This is a genomic window from Leifsonia sp. GW821-FHT13C05, from assembly GCF_058806515.1.
The window spans coordinates 953,241-978,832 of the sequence record NZ_JBXAPT010000001.1; the positions used below are offsets into that span (position 1 = coordinate 953,241).

General features: G+C 70.3%; 22 protein-coding genes. 17 read left to right on the forward strand and 5 right to left on the reverse strand.

The window, feature by feature from the left end; translation table 11 throughout:
- Nucleotides 1-113 precede the first annotated feature (113 nt).
- On the forward strand, nt 114-3,050 hold the full coding sequence (locus tag AC1ROC_RS04595) for an MMPL family transporter (RefSeq protein ID WP_492998375.1): 2,937 nt from the start codon (nt 114-116) through the stop codon (nt 3,048-3,050).
- Complete coding sequence (locus AC1ROC_RS04600) at nt 3,047-4,948, forward strand: YhgE/Pip domain-containing protein (RefSeq protein ID WP_492998377.1); 1,902 nt, start codon at nt 3,047-3,049, stop codon at nt 4,946-4,948. Before AC1ROC_RS04595 ends, AC1ROC_RS04600 begins: the two co-directional genes overlap by 4 nt.
- A 6-nt stretch (nt 4,949-4,954) precedes the next feature.
- Here the strand turns inward: AC1ROC_RS04600 and AC1ROC_RS04605 are convergent, their stop codons facing one another.
- The gene (locus AC1ROC_RS04605) at nt 4,955-6,109 is read right to left on the reverse strand and encodes an SLC13 family permease (protein WP_492998378.1); all 1,155 of its coding nucleotides are present in this window, start codon (nt 6,107-6,109) and stop codon (nt 4,955-4,957) included.
- A gap of 114 nt (nt 6,110-6,223) precedes the next feature.
- Between AC1ROC_RS04605 and AC1ROC_RS04610 the strand changes: the two genes are divergently transcribed.
- Both AC1ROC_RS04610 and AC1ROC_RS04615 read left to right on the forward strand, forming a co-directional pair.
- The gene (locus AC1ROC_RS04610) at nt 6,224-6,421 is read left to right on the forward strand and encodes a hypothetical protein (RefSeq protein ID WP_085369532.1); all 198 of its coding nucleotides are present in this window, start codon (nt 6,224-6,226) and stop codon (nt 6,419-6,421) included.
- Nucleotides 6,422-6,560: 139 nt separating this feature from the next.
- Nucleotides 6,561-6,977 (forward strand): hypothetical protein, encoded by a 417-nt coding sequence (locus AC1ROC_RS04615; protein WP_247597361.1) that lies wholly within the window; start codon nt 6,561-6,563, stop codon nt 6,975-6,977.
- 14 nt (nt 6,978-6,991) lie between these two features.
- On the opposite strand, the gene AC1ROC_RS04620 is transcribed toward AC1ROC_RS04615, so the two are convergent.
- Nucleotides 6,992-8,368 carry a glucose-6-phosphate dehydrogenase gene (locus AC1ROC_RS04620; protein ID WP_492998381.1) on the reverse strand — a complete coding sequence of 459 codons (1,377 nt, stop codon included), beginning with the start codon at nt 8,366-8,368 and terminating at the stop codon, nt 6,992-6,994.
- Nucleotides 8,369-8,398: 30 nt separating this feature from the next.
- Here AC1ROC_RS04620 and AC1ROC_RS04625 point away from each other — a divergent pair, with 30 nt between their 5' ends.
- Genes AC1ROC_RS04625 through AC1ROC_RS04635 form a run of 3 tightly spaced genes read left to right on the forward strand, consistent with a single transcriptional unit; the run spans nt 8,399 to nt 11,071 of the window.
- Nucleotides 8,399-10,216, forward strand: coding sequence for a glycoside hydrolase family 15 protein (locus AC1ROC_RS04625; protein ID WP_492998383.1), 1,818 nt, complete (start codon nt 8,399-8,401; stop codon nt 10,214-10,216).
- Between the two features lie 37 nt (nt 10,217-10,253).
- Entirely contained in the window at nt 10,254-10,544 is a 291-nt protein-coding gene (gene clpS / locus AC1ROC_RS04630; RefSeq protein ID WP_085369529.1) for an ATP-dependent Clp protease adapter ClpS, read from the forward strand.
- The gene (locus AC1ROC_RS04635; protein WP_492998385.1) at nt 10,541-11,071 is read left to right on the forward strand and encodes a DUF2017 domain-containing protein; all 531 of its coding nucleotides are present in this window, start codon (nt 10,541-10,543) and stop codon (nt 11,069-11,071) included. Before clpS ends, AC1ROC_RS04635 begins: the two co-directional genes overlap by 4 nt.
- A 42-nt stretch (nt 11,072-11,113) precedes the next feature.
- Here the strand turns inward: AC1ROC_RS04635 and AC1ROC_RS04640 are convergent, their stop codons facing one another.
- Nucleotides 11,114-12,235, reverse strand: a complete 1,122-nt coding sequence (locus AC1ROC_RS04640; protein ID WP_168689212.1) for a baeRF8 domain-containing protein — start codon at nt 12,233-12,235, stop codon at nt 11,114-11,116.
- A gap of 122 nt (nt 12,236-12,357) precedes the next feature.
- Between AC1ROC_RS04640 and AC1ROC_RS04645 the strand changes: the two genes are divergently transcribed.
- The 10 genes from AC1ROC_RS04645 (at nt 12,358) to AC1ROC_RS04690 (ending at nt 23,466) form a co-directional block, all read left to right on the forward strand.
- Entirely contained in the window at nt 12,358-14,472 is a 2,115-nt protein-coding gene (locus AC1ROC_RS04645) for a hypothetical protein (protein ID WP_492998388.1), read from the forward strand.
- Nucleotides 14,469-15,494, forward strand: coding sequence for a LacI family DNA-binding transcriptional regulator (locus tag AC1ROC_RS04650; protein ID WP_085369525.1), 1,026 nt, complete (start codon nt 14,469-14,471; stop codon nt 15,492-15,494). Before AC1ROC_RS04645 ends, AC1ROC_RS04650 begins: the two co-directional genes overlap by 4 nt.
- A 19-nt stretch (nt 15,495-15,513) precedes the next feature.
- Entirely contained in the window at nt 15,514-16,806 is a 1,293-nt protein-coding gene (locus AC1ROC_RS04655; protein WP_492998390.1) for an ABC transporter substrate-binding protein, read from the forward strand.
- A gap of 7 nt (nt 16,807-16,813) precedes the next feature.
- The gene (locus tag AC1ROC_RS04660; RefSeq protein WP_085369523.1) at nt 16,814-17,800 is read left to right on the forward strand and encodes a carbohydrate ABC transporter permease; all 987 of its coding nucleotides are present in this window, start codon (nt 16,814-16,816) and stop codon (nt 17,798-17,800) included.
- On the forward strand, nt 17,797-18,693 hold the full coding sequence (locus AC1ROC_RS04665) for a carbohydrate ABC transporter permease (RefSeq protein ID WP_085369522.1): 897 nt from the start codon (nt 17,797-17,799) through the stop codon (nt 18,691-18,693). Before AC1ROC_RS04660 ends, AC1ROC_RS04665 begins: the two co-directional genes overlap by 4 nt.
- Nucleotides 18,694-18,773: 80 nt before the next feature.
- Nucleotides 18,774-19,841, forward strand: coding sequence for a glycoside hydrolase family 130 protein (locus AC1ROC_RS04670; RefSeq protein ID WP_492998393.1), 1,068 nt, complete (start codon nt 18,774-18,776; stop codon nt 19,839-19,841).
- Complete coding sequence (locus AC1ROC_RS04675; protein ID WP_492998395.1) at nt 19,838-20,917, forward strand: glycoside hydrolase family 130 protein; 1,080 nt, start codon at nt 19,838-19,840, stop codon at nt 20,915-20,917. Before AC1ROC_RS04670 ends, AC1ROC_RS04675 begins: the two co-directional genes overlap by 4 nt.
- Before the next feature lie 66 nt (nt 20,918-20,983).
- A complete protein-coding gene (locus AC1ROC_RS04680) occupies nt 20,984-21,325 on the forward strand; it encodes a YciI family protein (protein ID WP_492998397.1) in 342 nt (113 codons plus the stop codon).
- Nucleotides 21,322-22,596, forward strand: coding sequence for an RNA polymerase sigma factor (locus AC1ROC_RS04685; RefSeq protein ID WP_492998921.1), 1,275 nt, complete (start codon nt 21,322-21,324; stop codon nt 22,594-22,596). Before AC1ROC_RS04680 ends, AC1ROC_RS04685 begins: the two co-directional genes overlap by 4 nt.
- Before the next feature lie 27 nt (nt 22,597-22,623).
- Nucleotides 22,624-23,466 carry an NAD(P)-dependent oxidoreductase gene (locus tag AC1ROC_RS04690; RefSeq protein ID WP_492998399.1) on the forward strand — a complete coding sequence of 281 codons (843 nt, stop codon included), beginning with the start codon at nt 22,624-22,626 and terminating at the stop codon, nt 23,464-23,466.
- A gap of 32 nt (nt 23,467-23,498) precedes the next feature.
- Here the strand turns inward: AC1ROC_RS04690 and AC1ROC_RS04695 are convergent, their stop codons facing one another.
- A complete protein-coding gene (locus AC1ROC_RS04695) occupies nt 23,499-24,536 on the reverse strand; it encodes a Gfo/Idh/MocA family protein (RefSeq protein ID WP_492998401.1) in 1,038 nt (345 codons plus the stop codon).
- Nucleotides 24,533-25,582 (reverse strand): Gfo/Idh/MocA family protein, encoded by a 1,050-nt coding sequence (locus AC1ROC_RS04700; RefSeq protein ID WP_492998403.1) that lies wholly within the window; start codon nt 25,580-25,582, stop codon nt 24,533-24,535. The genes AC1ROC_RS04695 and AC1ROC_RS04700 overlap by 4 nt, the downstream gene beginning before the upstream one ends.
- Nucleotides 25,583-25,592: the final 10 nt, after the last annotated feature.

Consider the following 25,592-nt stretch of genomic DNA (forward strand, 5'->3'; position numbering starts at 1 on the left):
CCTTCCTGAATCGAGTTCCAGATACACGAGTGTATCGGATACATTCGGGTATCGGATACAACGGTGTATCGAACCCCCGTACTGGATCTGTAGCCGATTATGTAGGAGAACGCGTGTCCTCGATTCTGTATTCGATCGGCCGCTGGGCGTTTCGTGCCCGCAAGCTCGTCGTCTCCCTGTGGATCGTCCTCCTCGTCGCCCTCGGCGGCGGCGCCGTGCTCTTCAACCAAGGCACGGACAACTCGTTCAGCATCCCCGGCACGGAGTCGCAGGAAGCCCTCGACACCCTCAGCCGCACGTTCCCGCAGGTCAGCGGCACGTCGGCGCAGCTCGTCGTCGTCGCTCCGAAGGGCGAGTCGGTCACCGACGCGTCCGTGAAGCAGCCCGTCGACGCCGCCGTGACCGACCTCGCGAAGCTCGACGGCGTCGCGGGCGTCACCTCCCCGTACAGCAAGCAGGTGAAGGGCTCCATCTCCGACGACGGGTCCGCCGCCATCGTCACCGTGCAGTTGAAAGGCCAGATCACCACCGTTCCCGCCGAGACCAAGACGGCACTGCAGGATGCGGGGGCCGACCTCCAGAAGCAGCTTCCGGATGGGTCCCAGGTCGCCGTGGGCGGGCAGCTGTTCTCGCAGAGCCTGCCGACGCTCAGTGTCACGGAGCTGCTCGGCGTGGGCATCGCCCTCGTCGTCCTGATCCTCACCTTCGGATCGTTCCTGGCGGCGGGGATGCCGCTGCTCACGGCGCTGCTCGGCGTCGGGCTGTCGATGGCGCTCATCTTCATCGCGACGCTGTTCGGGCCGATCTCCTCGACGACGCCGCTGCTCGCCCTCATGCTGGGGCTCGCGGTCGGGATCGACTACTCGCTGTTCATCATCTCCCGGCATCAGAGTCAGCTGAAGGCCGGCGTCGATCCGGAAGAGTCCGCCGCCCGCTCGGTCGCGACGGCGGGGTCCGCGGTGCTGTTCGCCGGGATCACGGTCATCATCGCGCTCGTCGGGCTGTCGGTGGCGAACATCCCGTTCCTGACCACGATGGGCATCGCGGCGTCGGCGGCGGTCGCCATCGCGGTGCTGATCTCGCTGTCACTCACCCCCGCTCTGCTCGGCTTCGCCGGCGCGAGGATCACGCCGGGACGGCGTGCGGCGAAGCGGGCGTCGCGGCGCGCGGCGAAGGCGGCGGGCGCATCCGGGGCGGGAGCCGCATCCGGCGCAGCGGCGACAAGCGCAGCACCCGAGACGCACGAACCCGTCCCCAGCGCCACGGCGCCGACCCTCGCGCACGCGGCCAAGGCCGACGTCCCTCCGGGGTTCTTCCGCGGCTGGGTGCGGGCGGTCACGCGGTTCCCGATCGTCACCATCGTGGGCGTCATCGCCATCCTCGGTGTCGCCACGATCCCCGCCGCCCAGCTGAGGCTCGCCCTCCCGGACGCCGGCTCGCACGCCGAGGACGACCCGGCGCGCATCGCATACGACCTCATCTCCGAGCACTTCGGCCCGGGATACAACGGACCGTTGATCGTCACGGGCTCGATCATCTCCAGCACGGACCCCGTCGGACTGATGACGAAGATCGGCGACGAGCTCGCCGACCTCCCCGGCGTCGCCGCCGTGCCGCTCGCGACCCCGAACCAGACGGCGGACACCGGCATCGTGCAGGTCATCCCGACCACCGGTCCAGACTCGGAGAAGACGGCGCAGCTCGTCTCGGACATCCGGGCGAAGCACCAGCACTTCCTCGACGAGTACGGCGTCGACCTCAAGGTCACCGGCAACACGGCGGCGCAGATCGACGTGTCGGACAGGCTGGGCGGCGCCCTGCTGCCGTTCGGGATCCTGGTGGTCGGGCTCTCGCTGGTGCTGCTGACGATGGTGTTCCGGTCGATCGCCGTGCCGATCAAGGCGGCGCTCGGCTACCTGCTCTCGGTCGGCGCGGCGTTCGGCGCCGTGACGGTCGTGTTCGAGTGGGGCTGGCTGTCCGACGCGCTCAACGTCGCGAAGACGGGGCCGGTGATCAGCTTCATGCCGATCATCCTGATGGGCGTGCTGTTCGGGCTCGCGATGGACTACGAGGTGTTCCTGGTCAGCCGCATCCGGGAGGACTACGTGCACGGCGGCAACGCCAGGCGCGCGGTCGAGAGCGGGTTCGTCGGGTCGGCGAAGGTGGTGACCGCCGCCGCGATCATCATGATCTCGGTGTTCGCCGCGTTCGTCCCCGAGGGCGACACGTCGATCAAGCCGATCGCGCTCGGGCTCGCCGTCGGCGTCTTCGTCGACGCGTTCATCGTGCGGATGACGCTGGTGCCCGCGGTGCTGCAGCTGCTCGGCGAGAAGGCCTGGTGGATGCCGCGCTGGCTCGACCGCATCCTGCCGTCGTTCGACGTGGAGGGCGACGGCCTGCAGAAGGAGCTCGACCTTGCCGACTGGCCGGAGCCGGGCGGCCGTTACATCGCGGCAGCGGACGGACTGACCATCAGCGCCAAGAAGCGGCCGCTGTTCTCCGACGTGTCGTTCCGCCTCACGGATGGCGAGGTCCTGGTCGTGCAGGGCGACGACCGCACGGCGTCCCTCGCGCTGCTGATGGTGATCACCGGACGCACCAAACCGGATGCCGGCACGATCAAGGTGGCCGGCTTCGTCCTGCCGACCCGCGCGGCCGGCGTGCGCTCCCGCACCGCCGTCGTGCGCCTCGGCACCTCGGAGACGCCCGTGCACGACGTGCGGAACGCGCTCGCCGGTCACCCGCAGTTGCTCGCGCTCGACGCCGTCGATGCGGTGACAGACCCGGTGGAGCGCCGGCGCATCCGGTACGAGCTCTCCGACGCGGTCAACCGCGCACGGGACGACGAGCGGCCGTTCGCCATCGTCGTCAGCTGCGTCGATCCCGCCGAACTCGACGACCTGCTTCCGGACAGCGTCGTGCCGACCTCGCTCGGCAGGACGGACCGACCGGACAGCGGCGAACATCTCGCAGCCGACCACGCCGTGCACCAGCACTCCGCCCCCGCACACCCCGTAGACAGCACCACCGAGAAGGCGATCGTCCGATGACCACCCCGACTTCCCCGACCACGCCGCTCCGCCGCCCGCGCTCGCTGTTCTCCCTGGAACGGATGCGTTCCGACAAGCGCGTCACCTGGCTCACCATCGCCGGTCTGCTGCTGGTGCCGCTGGTGATCGGCGGCCTGCTCGTCTGGGCGCTCTGGAACCCGACCGAGCGCCTCAGCGATGTGAAGGCGGCCGTCGTCAACCTCGACCAGCCGGTGGAGATCAACGGCCAGACCGTCCCGCTCGGGCGACAGCTGTCCGCCGGACTCCTCAACGGGAAGTCGGACAACTACAGCTGGGTGCTCACCGACAAGAAGGACGCAGACGCCGGGCTCGCCGACGGGACGTACGTCTCGGTCGTGACCATCCCCAAGGACTTCTCGAAGGCCGCGACGTCGCCGTCCGGCTCTGCGGCCGACGCCGAACAGGCGACCATCGACGTGCAGACCAGCGAGAAGTCGAAGCTCGTCGACCCCGCGATCAGCCAGGCCGTGACCACCACGGCGACCTCCGTGCTGAACACGCAGCTCACCTCCACCTACCTGGAGAACGTCTACGTCGGCTTCAACACGCTGCACGACCAGATCGCTAAGGCCGCGAGCGGGGCGACCGAGCTGTCCGGCGGGGCGTCGCAGCTGGCGTCCGGCGCGCACCAATTGAGTGACGCATCCAGTCAGCTGGCGTCCGGGGCCTCAGCGCTCTCGAGCGGCGTCGGCCAGCTCTCCGACGGCGTCGCCTCGCTCGCCGGCGGCCTGACCACACTGCAGCAGCAGACCGCAGCACTCCCCGAGCAGACCCAGCAGCTCGCCGCGGGAACGGCCGGGGTGTCGAGCGGTGTGAACGCCACCGTCGCCGGGCTGCAGAAGCTGGCAGCGGGATGCGCGGCCGTCCACGGCCCGAACGACCCGATCTGCGCGGGCATCAGCCAGACCATCGCCGGCATGACCACCGGCCAGGGCGGCTCCCCCAGTCTGGTGGATGCGGCGGGTTCCGTCGCCGCCGGCACCCAGCAGCTGGCAGCGGGGATGCCTGCGCTCACCGCCGGGATCGACCAGAGCGCATCCGGTGCAAGCCAGCTCGCCTCGGGCGCGTCGCAGTCCGCGTCGGGAGCGTCGTCGCTCGCGAGCGGCACGCAGCAGCTCGCGACGGGCGTCGCCGGGCTCGCGACCGGGGCGGACCAGACCAGCGCAGGCACGGCATCCCTCGCCTCCGGGCTGAAGGAGGCGGCGGACAAGCTGCCGAACTATTCGAGCGACGAGCGCTCCAACCTGGCGACGGTCGCCTCACAGCCGGTCACGCAGAACAGTGAAGGCACGAGCGGATTCGGGCAGACCAGCATCCCGTTGTTCGGCGCCGTCGCGCTCTGGCTCGGCGCCCTCGCGACGTTCCTGGTGCTGCAGGCGGTCTCCCGCCGCGCACTGCTGACGACGCGCGCCTCCGGTCGCATCGCGCTCGACGGGTTCCTGCCCGCCGCGGCGATCGGCGCGATCCAGGGCGTCTTCGTAGCCGGCGTGATGCAGTTCGCGCTCGGTCTCGACGTGGGCCACTGGTTCGGCTTCGCCGGGGTGGCGGTGGCGGTGGGCGTGGCATTCGCCGCTGTGAACCACGGGCTGGTCGCCCTGCTCGGCGGCGTCGGGCGGTTCGTCTCGATGCTCGTGGTGGTGGTGACCCTCGCATCCGGGATCGTGTCGACCGTGCCCGGGTTCTTCTCCAGCGCGGTGCAGTGGATGCCCACCTCGGCGGCGATCACGGCGTTCCGCGGCGTCGTCGAGTCGACGGACGGCGTCTGGCGCGGCCTCGGAGCGCTCCTGCTCTGGGCGGCTGTCGGGTTCGCCATCTCGGCCATCGCCGTGGCGCGCCGTCGCATCGTGCGCGTCGCCCAGCTGCTCCCCGCCGAGTAGCCGGGGTCAGAGCGTGGCGATGAGGGCGAGCGTCGCGAGAATGACGGTGAGCGGCGCGACGATGGCGCCGAGGAGGATGTAGCGGCTCCAGCGGATCTCGACGTCGAGCGACGTGAGCCTCTGGTGCCAGAGCAGCGTGGCCAGCGACGCCCACGGGGTGATCAGCGGCCCGGCGTTCACGCCGATCAGCAGCGCGACGAGCCGTGCCGGGCTGCCGGCGACCGGTTCGAGGGCGAGGTAGGCGGGGAGGTTGTCGATGGCGTTCGCGCCGACCATCCCGGTCAGCGAAAGCCGCAGGAGCGCGAGCGGCGAATCCCCCGTCCCCGATACCACGGCGAGCAGCTCGCCCAGGCCGACGGAGTGCAGCGCCTCGATGAACAGGAACAGACCGGACGCCAGCACGACGAGCTGCCACGGCACCAGCCCGAACCGGAGCACCGAGCGGCGGCGCACCAGGAACACCACGCCGAGGACCACGGCGGCCCCCGTCGCGGGCATCCACACCGGGATGCCGGACACCAGCAGAGGCACGAGCGCGACCACCACGGCGGCGCTCCACCAGAACAGCACGGGGTCTTCGATGCCGTCGATGTCCCCGGTCTCGTAGCGGGTGAGCAGGCGGCGGCGGTAGATCAGGAAGATCGCGACGACGGGCACGATGATCGCCACGATGGCGGGCGCTGCGGTGAGCGCGGCGAACTGCAGCGGGCTCGGATCCCCCATCGCGTGCTGGGCCAGCAGGTTGGTCAGGTTCGACACCGGAAGCAGGAGCGAGCCGGTGTTCGCGAGCCAGACGGTGGTGAGCGCGAACGGCAGAGGGTCGAGGCCGGCGTGGCGGGCGAGGACGATGACGACGGGCGTGAGCAGCACGGCCGTGGTGTCGAGCGACAGGAAGATGGTGCTGAGCGCCGCGACCGCTGCCACCAGCAGCCAGAGCACCCAGGCCCGTCCGCGACCCCAGCGTGCCGTCTGCTGCGCGATGGCGGTGAAGAGTCCAGCCTCCGCCGCCAGCTCCGTGACGACCGTGACGGCGACCACGAACAGCAGGATGGGCCACACCCTGTCCCCGAGCTGCGCGGCGTCCTCCAGGGGGAGGATGCCGGTCGCGACTGCGACGATTCCGAGCAGGAGGAGAACAGCGCCGACGATCGCGGTGCGCATCCATCGTCCTTTCGTGTCGTGGGTGTGTTCGCTGCTGCGGTTCTCGACGCGGCTCTGCGAGCGTACGCTACGAAACGCACCCGGTAGCGTAGTGCCAGGAGCGAAAGGATGCGGATGCGCAAGTTCATCTTCAATGGAGCGATCATCAGTGCCGCCTTCGGACTCTGGACGACCATCCAGACCACCCGCTCAGGCGCGAAGGACTGGCGGGTGCCCCTGCTGTGGATCAGCGCGGCCCTGTCGCTCGTCATCGCGGTCGGCACGGTGCTCGAAGAGTCGAAAGAAGCCGAGATCAGCGAGAAATCGCGCTGATCGCACGGCGTGTCCGCGCCGAATCTGAGATTTCTTCCAGGACACTTGTATTCAAGTGTAAGAACAGCCTGGAAGGGGTTGGATCATGTTTGGTCGTAGGCGGCACGCCGCCGCGGTTCCGGCGGCTCCGGTTCCACAATTGACGGACGCCCAGATCCTCGAACTCGTCCACGGCAAAGTGGCCGAGTTGATCGGTGAACGCGGTGAATGGACCGTGTCCCGACGCGCCGCAGACGACACCGACACGATCTTCCACTCGGTCCTCGCCCAGTCGGTCAGCCTCAGCATCACGACGGCCCTCGTGGAGGCACGCCAGCGCGTCGCCGCCGGCGAGACCATCGCGACCGCCGAGCCGCAGCACCTCGCCGCGGAGGCCCCTGCCTCCGAGCCCGTCGCGGCCGACGAGACCGCAGTGACGGTCGAGGCGGACACGACGACGGAGTCCGACGAGCCGGCCGCCTTCGGCTGGGAGCCCGCGCCGATCACCGTCTGGACCGACCTGCGCAAGCCGGTCACCGGCGAGATCCCCACCCTCACCGAGCGCTCCGCCGCCTAGCGCCCAGCCTCCGGCTAGCCGAGCGGGTGCCACGCGGCGGGCCCGCGTGAGCCTGCGCGGTAGGTGGTCAGCGGGACGGCGTCCTTCTTCCACTCGCTGATCACCGGGGCGACGATGCGCCAGCACTCCACGGCGGTGTCTCCGCGCACCGACAGCGACGGGTCGCCGTCGAGGATCCCCTCCAGAACCTCCCCGTATGCGAGCAGCTCGCCCGGGCCGAACTCCACCGACAGGGATGCGCGCTCGATCGCGGTCGGGTCGCCAGGGCCGTTGATGTTCAGGTCGAGCGACATCTCGTCCGGCGCGAGCATGATCCGCAGCTTGGTCGGCTCCTTCACGCCCGTCAGCCCGGTCGGGATGTGCGGGGCCGGCTTGAACGTGACCACGATCTCGCGCCGCCTCTCCCCCAGCGCCTTGCCGGAGCGCAGCGTGAACGGCACGCCGGCCCAGCGCCAGGTGTCGATCTGGAAGGTCACCTCGGCGAGCGTCTCCGTCTCCCTGTCCGGGTCGACGCCCGGCTCCTTGACGTAGGACGGCACCTTCTCGCCCTCCACGGTGCCCGCCGTGTACCTCGCGCGCCTGCTCGACTCCACCGGGCTGTCGTTCCACACGCGGGTGGCGCGGAGCACAGCGCCCTTCGCATCCCGGATGTCCTGGGCGCCCATCGTCGACGGCGGCTCCATCGCCAGCACGGCGAGCACCTGCAGCAAGTGGCTCTGGATCATGTCGACCAGCGCGCCCGCCTTGTCGTAGTAGCGCGCCCTGCCCTCGAGGCCGAGGGTCTCGTCGTAGATCACGTCGACCCTGTCCACGTGCTGGCCGTTCCAGAGCGGCTCGAAGATGCGGTTCGCGAAGCGCAGTCCCACCAGGTTGAACACGGTCGACCGTCCCAGGAAGTGGTCGACCCGGTGGATCTGGTCCTCCGGCACGAGCTTCGCGAGCTGGGCGTTCAACGCGATCGCGCTGCGCCGGTCCGTGCCGAACGGCTTCTCCAGCGCGAGCGTCAAACCTGTGGGAAGTTTCAGCTTCTCGAGGGCCTTGCAGGCGAGCGCGGCGACCGCGGGAGGCAGCGCGAAGTACAGCGCGGGCACCCCGTCTGCTGCGTCGAGGATGCGCTGCAGGTCGTCGGGCGCTGTGACGTCGGCGCTGAGGTAGGTCGTGCCGGAGAGGATCGCATCCACCGCCGGGCCACTGGCCTTCATGGTCTTGAAGGCCGCGCGGACCACGGAACGCCAGTGCGCGTCCGTCCAGTCCTCCGTGCCGGAGCCGACCAGTTTCACCGAACGCTCCGGGTGGTCGGTCAGCAGCTGTCCGAGTGCGGGGAGGAGGAGTCTGGACGAGAGATCGCCGCTCGCTCCGAGAATCACGAGAGTGGTCACCGACTGCGTCATGTCCATCACAGTACGGCCATACTGGAAGACATGTCGCTCCCCATCGAGGATTACGCCCTGATCAGTGACTGCTTCACGGGGGCCCTCGTCGGACGGGACGGCAGCATCGACTGGCTGTGCCTCCCCCGCTACGACGCGCAGTCGATGTTCGGCTCGCTGCTCGGCACGGAGGACCACGGGCGCTGGCTGCTCGCGCCCAGCGATCCGGATGCGCGCTCCGTGCGCCGCTACGAGGGCGACACGATGATCCTCGTCACCACCTGGACCACCGACAGCGGCGAGGTCGAGGTCACGGACGCGATGCCGATGGGCGACGGCCGGGCCGACCTGGTCAGGAGGGTGCGCGGCATCCGGGGCACCGTGCGGATGCGCCAGGACCTGCGCATCCGGTTCGGATACGCCAGCGCCATCCCGTGGGTGCGCAAGGACGACTCCGAGCATCCGCCCGCGCTCATCGCCGTTGCAGGACCGGACGCGATCGTCGTGCGCGGCTCGGCGCTGCGGGCGACCGACCACGCGCACTCCGGCGAGTTCGCGATCACCGCCGGCGAGACCATCGACCTCAGCCTCACCTGGTTCCGGTCGCACAGGCACACCCCGTCTGCTCCGAACGTGGAGAAGGCGCTCGCCCGCACCCGCGACTGGTGGTCGAAGTGGGCGGAGGGCTGCCAGCACGACGGGCCGTACCGCGACGAGGTCGTGCGGTCGCTTCTGCTGCTGCGGGCCCTGACGCACCTGCAGACCGGTGGGATCGTCGCCGCGGCGACCACGTCGCTGCCGGAGAGCTTCGGCGGAGAACGCAACTGGGACTACCGGTACGTCTGGCTCCGGGATGCGTCGCTCACTATCTCCGCGCTGCTCGCCCACGGCTACGACGACTACGTCGACCACTGGAGGGACTGGCTGCTGCGCGCCGTCGCCGGAGATCCGGGCGACGTGCAGATCATGTACGGCCTCTCCGGTGAGCGCGACCTCTCCGAGCGCATCATCACCACCCTGCCCGGCTATCAGGGCGCTGCTCCCGTCCGGATCGGCAACGAGGCATCCACCCAGTTCCAGGCCGACGTGATCGGCGAGGTGATGCTCGCCCTCGACCACGGCCGCAGGAATGGCGTTGCGGAGACCAGGCTGTCCTGGGCGCTGCAGCGCGCGCTGATGGGCTACCTCGAAGACCACTGGCACGAGGCAGATCACGGCATCTGGGAGATCCGGGGAACCCCGCGGTTCTTCACGCACTCGCGCGCGCTGGTCTGGGCGGCGTTCGACTGCGCGATCCGCGCGGTGGAGGACCACGGGCTCGACGGGCCCGTCGACCGCTGGCGGCAGCGCAGGGACGAGGTGCGCGCCGACGTGGAGGCGCACGGCTTCGACAAGGAGCGCGGGACGTACGTGCAGCACTTCGGCACCACCGAGGTGGACGCCTCCCTGCTGCAGCTGGCCCAGGTGGGCTATTGCGACTGGAACGATCCGCGGATGCTCGGCACCGTGCGCGCGCTGGAGTCCGACCTGATGCGCGACGGCCTGCTGCTGCGCTACCGCACCGAGAACGGGGTGGACGGGTTGCCGCCCGGCGAGCATCCCTTCCTCGCCTGCTCGTTCTGGCTGGTGGAGCAGTACGCCCGCTCCGGCAGGGTGGACGATGCGCGCGAGCTGATGGACAGGCTGGTCGCCCTCGCCAACGACGTCGGCATGCTGTCGGAGGAGTACGACGTCTCCGGCGGCTCCCAGGCGGGCAACACGCCGCAGGCGCTCACCCACCTGACGCTCGTGCGGGCGGCGGACGCCATCTCCGACGCCCTCGGCCTCGGGCACGAACCGACCAGGGATGTCGTGCGCGGCCGGCGGTAGACTCTGTGACCGTGTTCCACCTCCCTGAGGACGCGTCGTGACCGACGCGTCGACCATCGAAGAGACCGAGCTCGGCGAACGGCTGGAGCTCGGATCGCCCTGGGTGACCATCGTCTGGAACGACCCCGTCAACCTGATGTCGTACGTGAGCTACGTCTTCCAGAGCTATTTCGGCTTCCCGCGCTCCGAGGCCGAGCGCCTGATGCTGCTCGTGCACAACGCCGGCCGCGCGGTCGTCGCGACGGGGACGCGCGAGGAGATGGAGCGGCACGTCGAGGCGATGCACGACTTCGGGCTCTGGGCGACACTGACGAAGGCGGACGAGTGAAGCCGTTCCGGCGCGCGAGGGACGGCGCCATCGTCGCCGTGTTCGAGCGCGAGGAGGCCGAGATCATCGCCCGGCTGGCATCGGAGTCCGCGGAGCTTGTCGAGGCCGTGCGGTCCGGGGTCGACCCGGCGAGCGATCCGGCGCTGCTGCGGCTGCTCCCGGATGCGTACCCGGACGACGCCGAGGCATCCGTCGAGTTCCGGCGGTTCACCACGGACGGGCTCGCTGAGCGGAAGGCGCTGAACGCCGTGACCGTGGTGGAGGCGCTGAGCGCGACGGGCGGCCTCGGCGGCAGCGGCTCGGCGCGTGGGCGCATCGAGGTGCGGCTGGACGCGCAGGAGGCGACAGCGTGGATGCGCGCGATCGGCGACATCCGGCTGGTGCTCGCCTCCCGGCTCGGCATCGTGGAGGACGGAGACGACGGCGACGTGCACGACGACGAGACCGCCCTGCTGCGCGCGATCTACGACTGGCTCGCGTTCGTGCAGGACACGCTCGTCGGCGCGGTGTGGAAGGGCGCGCGCTGAGAGACGCGCGGACGCGCGCCCCCTCTCCCTCTCCCGCCCCGGTCAGACCGGGAAGCGCACCGCCGCCGCCGCAGGAGCGCCGCCGGGGATCTCCTCCGCCCGCAGCGCGTACACGGTCGCCTTCGAGCCCAGCGCCCTGCGCAGGATCTCGTCGACGACACCGTAGTTGCCGGGCTCGTCCTCGTCCGCGTACGTGATGGCGCCCGTCTCCTCGTCGAGCGTGCCTGGCACGCGCCGGTCGATGTCGACCACGATCGACTCGACAGCACCGTATGTCGCCGCCCTGGCCATGTCGCTGAGGTCGGTGGTGGCCGTTCCGGCCGCCAGCCGCGCCTCGAAGTCCGCCTTCAGGGCTTCGGCCTTCCGCGCGTAGACCGCGTCCAGAATGAGGCGCGCCTCCGCCGCGAGCTCCTCGTCCGTCTTGTCCTCCGGGTTGCCCGTGATCGTCTCCGGCACCAGCTTCGGGTAGGTGTTCACGTTGCGGAAGATGCCGATGAGGGGTTCCGCCGCCGCCAGGATGAGCGGGTCGGTCGAGTTGGCGAGGATGGGGTGCAGGGCGCGCTCGATCGCCTGGACGTACTCGCGCATCCTGACCTTCTGGCCCTCCGAGCCCTGGATGCGCCCATCCGGTGCCCGGCCGTTGATCGAGGCGACCCCGGCCGCGTCCGCGACGTCCTTCGGCAGCCCGGGGACGTCGACGGTGGCCGCCGGCGCCTGCGGGGACACCTGGATGAGACGCACCGAGTTCTGCGCGAGCGCGAGGATCAGGGCGGTCTGCGGGAACGTGATCGTGCGCAGCAGCGGCTTGACGTAGAAGCGATCGGCGATGTCGCAGGACGACCCCAGCCGGTTCGGCAGCCGGAAGGTCTCGCTGAGCTCGCCGTCGAGGAACACCGCGAGCGACCGCGACTGGTATCGCCAGAAGTCCCTGTCCTCCAGGATCGCCTCGCCCTCGCGCTGGATGGCGGCGATCCGCTGCTTCGGGATGCCGTCCTCCTCGAGCTTCTTGACCGCCTGCGCGAGGTGGTTCTTCAACTCGATCCTGGCGCGGTCCGCCTCGGCGGGGACGGTGCCTGTCGGCAGGTAGATGGTCACGGAGCCCGGTTGCCTCAACGCCGCGAACCTCTCGATGTCGGCCTTCGTGGGAATGTCTTTGTATTCCATTTCCGACTCCCTCGGTCGAGTGCTGTCCGGTCTCGCCAGTCTGGTCGTGCCCCCTCCCGTTGACAAGCCCCGAAAACGCGCCTACCGTCACCTAAACCGGTTTAGACACAAAGGACGCGACGATGCGAGACCTCCGAAACCACCCCGTACGACGCCGCTCGACGGCGATCTTCGCCCTCATCCTCGGCGGCACGATGGCCGCCACGCTCGGCGCGCTTCCCGCGCAGGCCGTCGCCCCCGCGGCGACCACCGCATCCACTGTCGCAGCCACCGGGACCCCTGCCACTGCTGCGGCTCCGGCGAAGCTGACGAACCTCGCGCACCTCGACTGGCTGCAGGCCGACGTCCCCCTGCTGCCCGGCGTCGACGGCCACACGACGTACCGCCAGGCCGAGGAGCCGACCGCCCGCGCACCGTGGGTCTACGCCGACCGCAACGCCGACGGAACCTTCCGTCGCGTCGGCGGCGGTCCGATCACCGACGCAGCGAAGGGCTGGTACGCGCAGGGCGCCTTCGACGCCGACGACATCTCCCGGGCCGCCGTCGTCTACCTGCGCGACTGGGCGCAGAACGGCACGGCCAGCAGCAAGCAGTCCGCATACGAACTGCTGCGCTCGCTCACCTACCTGCAGACCACGACCGGCCCGAACGCGGGCGGCGTCGTGCTCTGGCAGCAGTCAGACGGCACCCTGAACCCGTCGGCCATCCCGGTCGAGCTTCCCGACCCGAGCGATTCGGCCGAGTCGTTCTGGCTCGCGCGCACCGTCTGGGCGCTCGGAGAAGGCTACGCGGGCTTCGCGGCCACCGACCCGGCGTTCGCCTCGTTCCTGAAAGACCGGATGGACCTCTCCCTCTCCGCCCTGCAGCGCCAATCGCTGTCGAAGTACGGCACCACGGCCCAGGCCAACGGGGTCACCGTCCCTGCCTGGCTGATCGTGGGAAGCGCGAGCGCCACCAGCGAGGCGGTGCTCGGCCTCAGCGCGTACGTGAAGGCGGCGCCGGGCGACCAGGCGGCGGCCACGGCGCTCTCCCGCTACGCGGAGGGCATCGCGGGGCTCGCCAGCGGCGGCATCGGGCAGTGGCCGTTCGGCGCGCTCCTGCCGGAGGCCAACTCCCCCACGTTCTGGCACGCCTGGGGCGGGATGGAGCCCGCTGCCCTCTCGCGCGCGGCGACCGTGCTCGGCAGGCAAGACCTGCAGAAGACCGCCGCGACGGACGCCGCCCAGTTCACCGCCCAGCTCCTCGCCTCGGGCGGCCCGGACAACGGCTGGACGCCGACCCCGGCGGACACCACGCAGATCGCCTACGGCGTCGACTCGCGCCTCGAAGGGCTGCTGTCCGTCGCCGACGCCACCGGCGCATCCGGGCTCACCCAGCTGGCGGCAGCCCAGGCGGCCTGGTACTTCGGCGCCAACCCGGCCGGCGTCCCCGTCTACGACCCGGCCACCGGCGTGTGCGTCGACGGGATCGGGGCGGACACGACCGTGAACCGCAACTGCGGGGCGGAGTCGGTCATCCACACCGAGCTGTCGATGCTGGCACTGGATGCGCATCCCGCCGTCGCCGCGCAGGCCACGGCCCTCACCCGCACCACCGCGACGGACGGCCTCGCGGTCGTCGAGGTGGAGAACGGCGCGCTGACCGGGTCGGCCACCGTGGTCACGCCGCCCTCGGCGTGGACGGGATCGGCCAACTGGTCGGGCGGGAAGTACGTGACGGCGAAAGCCGGGGACACGATCACGCTGACGCTGCCGGCCGGGCACGCTCTCGCGAGCATCCTGCCCATCGCCGACCTCGGCTCCGGAGGATCGGGCAAGACCGTCTGGACGGCCACGGCCGGGCGGATCACGCTCCCGATCGGCACGACCGTCAACGCGGCGGCCGAAGCCCAGGGCATCGCGCCCACCACGGTGCACCTCAAGCCGCAGACGCTGCCGGTCCCCGTGCTCCCCGCGGTGCGCACCGTCACGGCGCGCGTCGGCGGACCGGTGAGCCTCGACGCCGTGCTCGTGCAGCCGGTGGTGTCGCATGTCGGGCTGGCCGGCGCATCCACCGGGCTCGATGTGTACGTCAACGGCACGAAGCTGCCGACGCTGACGAAGCTCGCAGGCACCGGCCCCGTGACCGTGACCCGGTACGACAAGACCGGCCACCAGGTCGGCTCCCCCGCCAAGCTCGGCGGTCACGCCGTGGTCGTCGTCGAGGCCGGAGGGTTCACGACGGTGGTGCCCCGATGAGCGCAGCGACGGTCACGATCAACGACGTCGCCAAGGCGGCGGGCGTGAGCAAGGGGCTCGTCTCCCTCGCACTCAACGACCGCCGCGGGGTGGCGCCGGACACCCGGGACCGCATCCTGACAGTGGCGCGTGAGCTGGGCTGGAGTCCCAACCCGGGCGCCAGGGGTCTCAGCACGAAGCGGGCGTACGCCCTCGGCCTGATCCTCCGCCGCGACCCGCGCACCATCGAGGTCGACCCGTTCTTCCCCGCGTTCATCGCCGGTGTGGAGACGGTGCTCGCCGAACGCGGGCAGGTGCTCGTGCTCACCGTCGTGCCGGACGAGGAAGCGGAGCGGCGGGCGTACAGCAGGCTGGCCGCCGACAAGCGGGTCGACGGCTTCCTGCTGACCGACCTGCTCGCGCACGACGAGCGCATCCCGTTCATCCACGGGCTCGGGATGCAGGCGGTGTCGCTCGGAGAGCCGGGCAACGACACGCCGTTCCCCGTCATCACCCGGGACTACGACGCCGGCATCGACGACCTTGTCTCCCACCTCATCGGTCTCGGCCACCGGAGGATCGTGCACGTCTCCGGCGACGAGAGGATGCTGCACGGCCGCAAGCGGCGGGAACGGTACGAGCACGCGATGCTCGCCGCCGGGCTGACCCCGGTGGTCGTGCCCACCGACTTCTCGCCCGAACAGGGCGCGGAGGCCACCAAGGCGCTGCTCGACGGGCCGGACCGGCCCACCGCGATCGTCTACGGCAACGACCCGATGGCCATCGCCGGGATGGGCGTCGCGCACGAGCGCGGCCTCCGGCTCCCCCAGGATCTCTCGATCACGGGCCTCGACGGCTCGCAGATCGGGACATACGTCTACCCGTCGCTGACCACCATCGACAACGACCCGACCGGATGGGGCATCGCCGCCGCCACCGCACTGCTGCGGCTGGTGGAAGACGGCGAGCCGGCCGACGTCGCCCTGCCCCCTGCACGACTCGTCGTGCGCGCATCGACCGCGGCACCCGCCGGCGGCGAGTGAAACACAAAGGAACGAAAGAATGCAAAGACGCAGGATCATCCTCAGCATCATCACCGCCGGTGCCATCGCCGGCGCACTCGCGGCCTGCGGGTCGAGCGGGGGCGGCTCGTCCGACGCCATGAAGGCGAAGGGCCCGATCACCATCTGGTACTCGAACAACGAGCAGGAGGTGCAGTGGGGCAAGGCGATGGTCTCCTCCTGGAACTCCGCCCACCCCGACCAGAAGATCAAGGCTCAGGAGGTTCCGGCCGGCAAGAGCACGGAGGAAGTGCTCGGCGCGGCCATCACCGCGGGCACGACGCCCTGCCTGGTGTTCAACAACCTCCCCGCCGTCACCGGTCAGTTCGAGAAGCAGGGCGGCCTCGTCGACCTGTCGAAGTTCTCCGACGGCGACTCGTACATCCAGGCCAGGAGCGGAAGCGCGGCCGACCAGTACAAGTCGGCGGACGGCGACTTCTACCAGATGCCGTGGAAGCAGAACCCGGTGATGATCTTCTACAACAAGGACATCTTCGCGAAGGCCGGACTCGACCCGGACAACCCCGACCTGTCGACGTACGACAAGTTCCTGACGGCGGCCAAGCAGGTCACCTCCAGCGGCGCAGCGCAGTACGCCATCTATCCAGCACCGACCAGTGAGTTCTTCCAGCCGAACTTCGACTACCTGCCGCTCCTGGCCGCCCAGACCGGAGGAAAGGGCCTGATCGAGAACGGCAAGGCCACCATCGACAGCGCGGACGGCCTCGAGGTCGCGAACTTCTGGAAGAGCATCTACTCCCAGGGCCTCGCGGGCAAGGAGCAGTTCCAGGGCGACGCGTTCGCCGACGGCAAGTCGGCCATGGCCATCGTCGGCCCGTGGGCCATCGCGTACTACGGGGACAAGGTGAAGTGGGGCTCCGTGCCCGTCCCGACCAAGGACGGCGTCGCGGCGGACAAGACGTACACCTTCCCCGACGCCAAGAACGTCGGCATGTACACCTCCTGCAAGAACCAGGGCACGGCGTGGGATGTGCTCAAGTTCGCCACGAGCAAGGACCAGGACAACAAGCTCCTGAACGTCACAGGCCAGATGCCGATCCGTGACAACCTCGCCTCCGTCTACGCCGACTACTTCGCCGCCCACCCGGCGTACAAGGAGTTCGGCGCCCAGTCGGCGCGCACGGTCGACGACCCGTCCGGCCCGAACACCGTCGCGCAGCTGCAGGCGCTCCGGGATGCGTACACCAAGTCCGTGATCTCCGGCTCCGGCAGCGTGGAGGACGCGTTCAAGGCGGCGGCCGAGAAGATCGACTCGCTGCAGAACAAGAAGTAGGCGGAGCATGTCCAGCATCCGCACCACCACCACGGCGGCCGGGGGCGGCAACGCCCCCGCCGCCGGGCGGCAGCCACGCGGCGGCAGACAGAACCAGGCCGCCAAGCCGCTGCTGCAGCGCATCTTCGGGCGGAACCCGCTCGGCTGGCTGTTCAGCGCGCCGTATCTGATCTTCGTGATCGTGATCTTCGCGTACCCGCTGCTGTTCGCGATCTACATGTCGTTCTTCGACTACTTCTTCGCAGCTCCCGGAGCGAACGTCGACCGCCCGTTCGTCGGTCTCGACAACTACGTGACGGCGTTCACCGACCCCGCCGTGCTGCAGTCGTTCGCGAACGTCGGCATCTTCCTCGTCATCAACGTGCCGTTGACGGTCGTGCTCAGCCTGGTGCTGGCGAGCGGCCTGAACAGCATCAAGCGGTTCCGCACCTTCCTGCGGGTCAGCTACTACGTGCCGTACGTCACGGCGAGCGTCGCGATCATCGGCGTCTGGCTGTTCCTGTTCAACCAAGACGGCCTGGTCAACCAGATCCTCGGGCCGCTGGCGCCGAACCCCACCTGGTTCGTCAACCCGACCTTGGCGATGCCGATGATCGCCATCTACGTCACCTGGAAGCAGCTCGGCTTCTACATCCTGCTCTACCTGGCCGCGTTGCAGAACGTGCCGACCGAGCTCTACGAGTCCGCGGCGACCGACGGGGCGGGCCGGGTGCGGCAGTTCTTCTCGGTGACGATCCCCGGCGTCCGGCCGGCGACGGTCCTGGTGCTGCTGCTGTCGACCATCGTCGGCGCGAACCTGTTCACCGAGCCGTACCTGCTGACGGGAGGCGGAGGGCCGAACGGCGCATCCACGTCCCCCGTGCTACTGATCTACCAGCAGGGCATCCAGCAGGGCCACCCGGGATACGCGGCCGCGATCGGCATCGTCCTGGTCGTGGTGGTGCTCATCATCGCTTTCTTGCAGAACCGATTCGCGGGAGACAGAGAATCATGACGACGACAGCAGCCCCGGCCCGCAAACGCCGGAAGACCGACCTGTCTTCTCCCCGGCAGCTCAGCAGGGGGCAGGCGGTGCTGCAGGGCATCGTGCTCACCATCGGCGCGCTGGCGTTCCTGTTCCCGTTCTATTACATGCTCGTCGGCTCCCTGCAGGCGTCTCCGGACACGACGGTCGCCGGGGCCTTCCCGACGCCGGGCAACCTGACGTTCAACAACTACGTCAACATCAACGACCGCATCAACCTGTGGAGCGGGCTCGCCAGCTCGGGGATCTTCACCGGCGGCGTGCTGCTCTGCACGGTCGTGTTCGGCCTGCTCGCCGGGTACGCGCTGTCCATCCTGCGGTGGCGGGGGCGCGGCGTGACGTTCGCGCTGGCGCTGCTCGTGCAGGTGGTGCCGTTCCAGCTGCTGATGGTGCCGCTCTACGTGCTGATCGCGCGCAACTACGGTCTCGCCGACAACTATCTCGGCATGATCCTGCCGTTCGCGATCAACTCGACGGCGGTGCTGATCTTCCGGCAGTACTTCCTGCAGATCCCGAAGGAACTGTTCGACGCGGCCAGGATCGACGGGGCCGGCGAGTTCATGATCCTGCGCAGGGTGGCGCTCCCGCTGGTGCGACCGGCGCTGGTGACCGTGCTGCTGCTGACCTTCATCGGGCCGTGGAACGAGTTCCTCTGGCCGTTCCTGATCACCAAGGAGCAGACGATGCAGCCGCTCGCCGTCTCGCTGGCGAACTACATCAGCACGGTCGCCGCCTCCACCACGAACCCGTACGGCGCGATCCTCGCCGGAGCGGTCGTGCTGGCCGCGCCGGTGGTGGTGCTGTTCATCGTGTTCCAGCGCTACTTCACGTCGACGGACATCGGCTCCGGTGTGAAGGGCTGACCCGCATTCACGGGGCCGACCCCACCATCCCTTTTCCGCTCATCCCTTTCCGCCCATTCCCTTTCCGACCGAGGAGTACCGTGAAAGCCGTCGACACCGACGACCTCCGAGAGAGCTTCGCCGAAGCCCTCGCCCACACCAACGCGCTCACCGACCGCATCTCGACCGACCAGTTCTCCGCCCACTACGCGGAGACGCCGCCCTGGGCGATCGGGCCGTTCGCCCGGGATGCGTCGCTCACCTTCCGGCTGGACGGCCAGTGGGACGACCCCACCGGCATCGGCTGGACGAGCGACTCGATCTTCAACCCGACCGTGATCGAGCGCGACGGAGCCCTGCACCTCTTCTACCGCGCCTCCCCGCGGAAGGAGTCGACGGCCAGCCGCATCGGCCACGCCGTGCGCAGGGACGGGGTGTGGACGGACTCGCCCGCCAACCCGGTGATCTACCCGACGCTCGAGAACGAGGTGCTCGGCTGCGAAGACCCCAAGGTCTACGGGGTCGACGGCCGCTACGTCCTGTTCTACAACGCCATCCGCCGCACGGAGACGGGCGAGGTGGCCTGCGACATCATGGTCGCCACGTCCGACGACCTGGAGCACTGGGAGAAGCAGGGGCTCGCCGTGCCGTACGACGTGTCGCAGAACTGGGCGAAAGGCGCGGTGGTGCCCCGGGATGCGGACGGGAACGCCGTGCGGATCGGCGGCGAGTATCTGATGTTCCTCTCCGAGGGCTGCGGAGGGCGCCCGATGATCGGCCACTCCGACGACCTCGTGCACTGGACCTTCGCCGAGCAGCCGTACCTCGACCTCACCCCGCTGAACGGCTCGCTCTACGAAGTGGCCTGCGCGGTGGTCGACGGCGACGACCTGGTGCTCGACTTCTTCTACGCGGACGAGCACGGCGACTTCGCCGCGGCGCAGGCGCTCTACGCGCGATCCGCCCCGTTCACGCAGCTCGCCATCAACCGCGGCGGCTCGCTTGCCTGGGGAGGGCTGCAGACACTCGACGGCGACTGGACCTTCGCTCAGGGCTGGGATGCTCCGCCCGGCTCCCGCGAGATGTACTTCTACCGTTCCACCCGCCGTGCCGACCGCAACGACCGCAACGACCGCAACGACCGCACCATCGCAGAGGAGGAAGCATGAGCTCCCCCGACGACTTCCCGTACGCCCTCACCAGAGCGGGCGTGATCATGGCCCCGGAGCCCGGCAACCCGCTGGAGGCGGAGGGTGTGCTCAACCCGGCCACCGGCCACGCGCCGGACGGCACGCTGTACCTGCTGCCGAGACTCGTGGCGGAGGGCAACGTCTCCCGCGTCGGGCTCGCCAGGGTGGACATCGAGGGCGGCCTCCCGGTCGGCGTCACCCGCGAGGCGGTCGTGCTGGAGCCGGAGCGGGAGTGGGAGTCCGGCGCGAACAACGCGGGCGTCGAGGACCCGCGCGTGACGTTCATCCCGGCTCTCGGCACGCACGTGATGACGTACGTGGCGTTCGGCCCGCTCGGCCCGCGCACGGCGGTCGCCGTCTCCGACGACCTCCGCTCCTGGCAGCGCCTCGGCCCCGTGACCTTCGAGTACGACGACGCCCTCGGCGTCGACCTCGGGCTCTACCACAACAAGGACACGGTGTTCTTTCCCGAGCCCGTGGTCGCGCCGGACGGCACCCCCAGCCTCGCGGTGCTGCACCGCCCGGTCTGGGAACTCGGCGAGGTGCGCCCCGGCGAAGGCAACCGTCCGCCGGCCACCGTGCCGGACCCGCGCCCCAGCATCTGGATCGCCTTCATCCCCCTGGATGCGGTGCTCGCCGACCGCCGGGAGCTCGCCCGCTGGCGCGGCAACCGCTTCCTGGCCGGCCCCGAGCATCCCTTCGAGGAGCTGAAGATCGGCGCAGGTCCAGCGCCGATCCGCGTCCCGGAGGGCTGGCTGCTCCTGCACCACGGCGTGACGGGCGTGATCGTCAACGCGATGGCCCAGCAGCAGAACGTCAACTACGGCGCCGGCGCGATGATCCTCGACGCCGACGAGCCCTGGCGGGTCATCGACCGCACCGACGCCCCGCTCCTCGAGGCAGAGACGGAGGACGAGCGCAGCGGCATCGTGCCGAACGTGGTGTTCCCGACGGCGATCGAGACGATCGACGGCCAGCGCTACGTGTTCTACGGGATGGCCGACTCGAAGATCGGGGTGGCGCGGCTGGACCGCACAGACCAGACTGCACACTAACCGCGCCCACCGTGTCGAAATCACCCACCCCCACTCGTATAGACGGTGAGAGAAACGGAGAACACCATGACTCAGTACCTGCTCAGCGTCTACCAGCCCGACGGGCCCATCCCGGAGCCGGAGGTGATGGCGGCGATCGATGCGGCCGTCGGCGCCGTCGACCGGGATATGCGCGCATCCGGCGTGTGGGTCTTCTCGAACGGGCTGCTTCCCGCGTCGTCGTCGACCGTGCTGCGGCCGACAGACGGCGAGGTGCTCATCACCGACGGCCCGTTCGCGGAGGGCAAGGAGCATCTCGGCGGGTTCAGCATCGTCGACGTGCCCGACCTGGATGCGGCGCTCGACTGGGGCAGGCGGCTCGCCGTCGCGACCACCCTGCCCATCGAAGTGCGCCCGTTCGCGGGCTGACCGGCGTGGAGCGCGCGGTCGGCGTGGAGCCCGCGGTCGGCAGCGACGACATCGCGCGGGTCTTCCGCGCAGAGTACGGCCGCGCGGTCTCGGTCCTGTACCGCGTCTTCGGCGATCTGAGCGTCGCCGAGGACGCGGTGCAGGATGCGTTCGCGACGGCGGCCGTCCGCTGGCCGGAGGACGGCATCCCGCCTGCACCGGCCGGGTGGATCATCACGACCGCCCGCCGGAAAGCCATCGACCGGCTGCGCCGCGAGGCCACCGGACGCGACCGCGAGGCGGAGGCGGCGCTCCTGCACGAGCAGGATGCGCCAGACATCGCAGAGGAGGGACCGGTGGACGACGACAGACTGCGCCTGATCTTCACCTGCTGCCACCCGGCGCTCGCCCCGGCCAGCAGGGTGGCGCTCACGCTGCGGCTGCTCGGCGGCCTCAGCACGGCGGAGATCGCGCGCGCGTTCCTCGTGCAGGAGTCCACAATGGGCCAGCGGCTGTCCAGGGCGAAGGCGAAGATCCGGGATGCGCGCATCCCGTTCCGCCTCCCGTCCGACGCCGACCTCCCCGACCGGCTCGCCTCGGTGCTGACGGTCGTGTACCTGATCTTCACCGAGGGGTACACCGCGTCCGCGGGCGACAGGCTGGTGCGCGACGAGCTGTGCGGCGAGGCGATCCGGCTGGCCAGGCTGCTGGTCGAGCTGATGCCGGACGAGGAGGAGGCACTCGGCCTGCTCGCACTGCTGCTGCTCGTCGACGCCCGGCGCTCCGCCCGGGTGGACGCGCAGGGCAGGCTCGTGCCGCTTCCGCACCAGGACCGCACCCTCTGGGACGGGGCGCGCATCGCCGAAGGCCAGGACATCCTGCGCACCTGCCTGCGCAGGAACCGGCCGGGCAGCTTCCAGCTCCAGGCCGCGATCCAGGCGGTGCACGACGACGCGCGCATCCCGGAGCAGACCGACTGGCCGCAGATCGTGACGATCTACGACCAGCTTCTGGCCGTGCATCCCTCCCCCGTCGTCGCGCTCAACCGTGCGGTCGCGGTCGCCGAGGTCGACGGCCCTGCGGCGGCGCTGGCCGAGACGGACAGGCTGGTGGAGGCGCTCGGCGCGTTCCACCTGCTGCACGCGATCCGCGCCGACCTGTTCGTCCGGCTGGACCGGGCCGACGAGGCCGCCGCCGCGTACGAGGCGGCCATCGCCCTCGCCGACAACGCCGCCGAGCGTGAGTTCCTGGCGGCGGCGCGTGCCAGGCTCACCGCGTCGCCTCTTCCCTAGCCGCCCGCATCGGCGCAGAGTGGAGACATGAACATCGCATTCCTCGGGCTCGGCCGCATGGGCCGCGAGCTCGTCCCCCACCTGATCGACGCCGGTCACCGCGTGACCGTGTGGAACCGTTCCCCGGAGCCTGCGCAGGCGATGGGCCGGCGTGGAGCGGCGGTGGCGCAGACCGCGGCGGAGGCGGTCGACGGCGCGCAGGCCGTGATCTCCGCCCTGTTCGGACCGGACGCCGTGCGCGAGGTGATCGTCGACGGCGGGCTGCCGTTCGCATCCGGGGCCGTGTGGATCGACATCACCACCGTCTCACCGGCCGACGCCGCCGACTTCAGCGCGTGGGCGGAGGGCGCCGGAGTCTCGTACGTGCACTCCCCCGTCATCGGCTCCCTCGCGCCCGCCCGCGCCGCCTCCCTCGGCGTCCTCATCGGCGGAGAGCACGACGCCGCCCGCACGGCGCGCACCATCGTCGCCCTCTGGGCGGACCCCAACAAGCTCAGGATGCTCGACACCCCCGAGCAGGCGGCAGCGGGCAAGCTCGTCGCCAACCTCGCCCTCGCCGTCGCTTTCGAGGGGTTGGTGGAGGCGCTGCGCCTCGGCGAGTCCGGCGGCCTCAGCGCCGAGCAGGTGCTCGACACCCTCGGCATCACGGCGCTCGCGCCGATCGCCGCGATGAAGGGCGGCCCCGTCGTCTCCGGCGACTTCGACGACGCACAGTTCTCCGCAGCCCTGCTCGCGAAGGACACCCGGCTGATGCTGGCGACCTCCCGCGACCCGCTGCCCGCCGTGTCGCTGGTGTCGGCCGCGCTGGAGGACGCGGTCGACACCGGCGACGGCGACAAGGACTTCTCGGTCATCGCCGCCCGGCGCTAGGGAGGCAACGGAAGACCGCTACAGCGCGACCGCTACAGCGCGACCGGCTGCCCGTCCAGGGCGGAGCGGCGTGCGGCGTCCACCACCTGCAGCGTGCGCAGCCCCACCTGCCCGTCCGGCACCGCCTCCCGGCCGGAGCGCACCGCGTCGAGGAACTCGGCGAGCATCAGAGCGTCGAGGTCGTCGCCGACGCCCTCCCAGACCTCGCCGTCGACGGTCTGCCCCGCGATGTGCGGTGCGAACGGCGCGATGGTGATGTTGCCCTTCGTGCCGGTGAGCTGCAGCGTGAGCCCTCCCCAGGTCGGCGCGTTCTCCGGCATCGTCCAGGAGCAGTCGATCGTCGCGACCACGCCGCCCGGATAGGTCGCGGTCACCAGGCCGCCGGTCTCCACCCGCAGCGCGTCGTCGGCGTGCAGAATGCTGTTCGAGACGGCGCGCACCGTGGTCGGCAGGGCGCCGAGCAGGTCGTCGAGCAGGTCGGCGCAGTGCACGACGTGGTCGACCAGCGCGCCGCCGCCCGCGAGCGCAGGGTCGGTGAACCAGGCGCGGTCGGCCGGGAGCTTGCCGTTGTTCGTGCCGCGGATGCCGATGATGTCGCCCAGCTGGCCGGCACGCACTCTGGCGCGCGCATCCACGAACGACGGCGCGAAGCGCACCGGGTAGGCGGTCATCATGGTCACGCCTGCGCGCTCGGCGGCGTCGAGCATCGCCCGGCCGTCCTCGACCGTCGTCGCGAGCGGCTTCTCGCACAGGATGTGCGCCCCGGCCGCTGCTGCGGCCTCGACCAGCGCGCGGTGCCCGGCGTTCTCCGCCGTGACGATCACCGCATCCGGGCCCCAGGCGAGCGCCGCCTCGTAGTCGGCGACGTAGTGCACCCCGATGGATGCGGCCAGCGCCTCCCCGCGGAGGGCGGCATCCGGGGCGGCAGCGCCGTCGGGGTCTGTGGCGATCAGCTCGATGTCGTCGCGCCCGGCGAGCAGTCGGCAGTATCCGATCGCGTGCGGATGGGCGAACGAGAGAACGGCGATCTTGAGCGGGCGGGTCACGGTGTCTCCTGTTCCGGCGGTCATGCGCCGACGTTCTCTGCGATGTGCGATCCTGCGACGGACGGGTCGGCGACGGCCAGGCCGGTCCCCTGGTCGATGTCGACCGCGCGCCCGGTGCGGAGCGACGCGGCGGCCGCCTCCGCGATCGCGACGGCGCGCACGCCGTCCTCCGGCGTCACGACCGCATCGGTTCCCTCCGCGACCGCCGCCAGGAAGGCGGCGAGCTGCCGGGTGTACGGGCTGACGGCGGTGGTGGACGGCGGAAGGTAGCCGTCCCCGGACACACTGGCCGGGAAGTCGAGCACCGTCGCGGTGTCCTTCCGCGAGTCGATGGAGAGCGTTCCCCTGCTGCCCGCGACGTCGGCACTCGTGCGGAACACCGTGCCGTCCGGTCCCCAGGTGCCCTGCACGTGGCTGATCGCACCGCTCGCGTGGGTGAGGGTGACGTGCGCCGTGACGATGCCGGGCACGATGCCGTCGACGCTCTCCGGGCTCTGCACCGCGTAGACCTGCGTGACCTCACCGGCCAGCCACCTGGCCTGGTCGAGATCGTGGATCATCTGGTCGAGGATGATGCCTCCCCCGGCGTTCTCGTCGAAGAACCACGAGCCGGCGCGGGGCGCCTGCCCGCCGCGCACGAAACGCAGCACGGCAGGGTCGCCGATGCGGCCGGCATCCACCTGGGCCTTCACCGCGACGTATTCGGGGAAGAACCGGACGACGTGAGCGGGGAACAGCCGCACCCCCGCGTCCGCGGCGGCGTCGGCGAGCTCGCGCGCATCGGCCGCCGTGACGGAGAGGGGCTTCTCGCAGATCACGTGCTTGCCGGCCGCGATGGCCGAGAGCGCCAGCTCCTTGTGGCTGTTGCTCGACGTGACGATGTCGACGAGGTCGCTCGCCGCGAGCAGCGAGTCCAGGTCGGTGGCGATGTCGAAGCCGTACTCCGCCGCGAGCGCCTCAGCGCCCTCGTGGGAGTAAACGGTGACCGGCACGCCCAGCGCCGCCCATCCGGATGCGTGCACCTGCGAGATCCCGCCGGCGCCGATGAGGCCGACTCGGAGTGTATTCACGAACGTGTCT

Bases quoted from the DNA above. Each gene is read 5' to 3' on its own strand.
- AC1ROC_RS04600 (WP_492998377.1), top strand. From the start codon at position 3,047: ATGACCACCCCGACTTCCCCGACCACGCCGCTCCGCCGCCCGCGCTCG.
- AC1ROC_RS04605 (WP_492998378.1), bottom strand. From the start codon at position 6,109: ATGCGCACCGCGATCGTCGGCGCTGTTCTCCTCCTGCTCGGAATCGTC.
- AC1ROC_RS04610 (WP_085369532.1), top strand. From the start codon at position 6,224: ATGCGCAAGTTCATCTTCAATGGAGCGATCATCAGTGCCGCCTTCGGA.
- AC1ROC_RS04620 (WP_492998381.1), bottom strand. From the start codon at position 8,368: ATGACGCAGTCGGTGACCACTCTCGTGATTCTCGGAGCGAGCGGCGAT.
- AC1ROC_RS04625 (WP_492998383.1), top strand. From the start codon at position 8,399: ATGTCGCTCCCCATCGAGGATTACGCCCTGATCAGTGACTGCTTCACG.
- AC1ROC_RS04640 (WP_168689212.1), bottom strand. From the start codon at position 12,235: ATGGAATACAAAGACATTCCCACGAAGGCCGACATCGAGAGGTTCGCG.
- AC1ROC_RS04645 (WP_492998388.1), top strand. From the start codon at position 12,358: ATGCGAGACCTCCGAAACCACCCCGTACGACGCCGCTCGACGGCGATC.
- AC1ROC_RS04650 (WP_085369525.1), top strand. From the start codon at position 14,469: ATGAGCGCAGCGACGGTCACGATCAACGACGTCGCCAAGGCGGCGGGC.
- AC1ROC_RS04655 (WP_492998390.1), top strand. From the start codon at position 15,514: ATGCAAAGACGCAGGATCATCCTCAGCATCATCACCGCCGGTGCCATC.
- AC1ROC_RS04660 (WP_085369523.1), top strand. From the start codon at position 16,814: ATGTCCAGCATCCGCACCACCACCACGGCGGCCGGGGGCGGCAACGCC.
- AC1ROC_RS04665 (WP_085369522.1), top strand. From the start codon at position 17,797: ATGACGACGACAGCAGCCCCGGCCCGCAAACGCCGGAAGACCGACCTG.
- AC1ROC_RS04675 (WP_492998395.1), top strand. From the start codon at position 19,838: ATGAGCTCCCCCGACGACTTCCCGTACGCCCTCACCAGAGCGGGCGTG.
- AC1ROC_RS04680 (WP_492998397.1), top strand. From the start codon at position 20,984: ATGACTCAGTACCTGCTCAGCGTCTACCAGCCCGACGGGCCCATCCCG.
- AC1ROC_RS04690 (WP_492998399.1), top strand. From the start codon at position 22,624: ATGAACATCGCATTCCTCGGGCTCGGCCGCATGGGCCGCGAGCTCGTC.
- AC1ROC_RS04695 (WP_492998401.1), bottom strand. From the start codon at position 24,536: ATGACCGCCGGAACAGGAGACACCGTGACCCGCCCGCTCAAGATCGCC.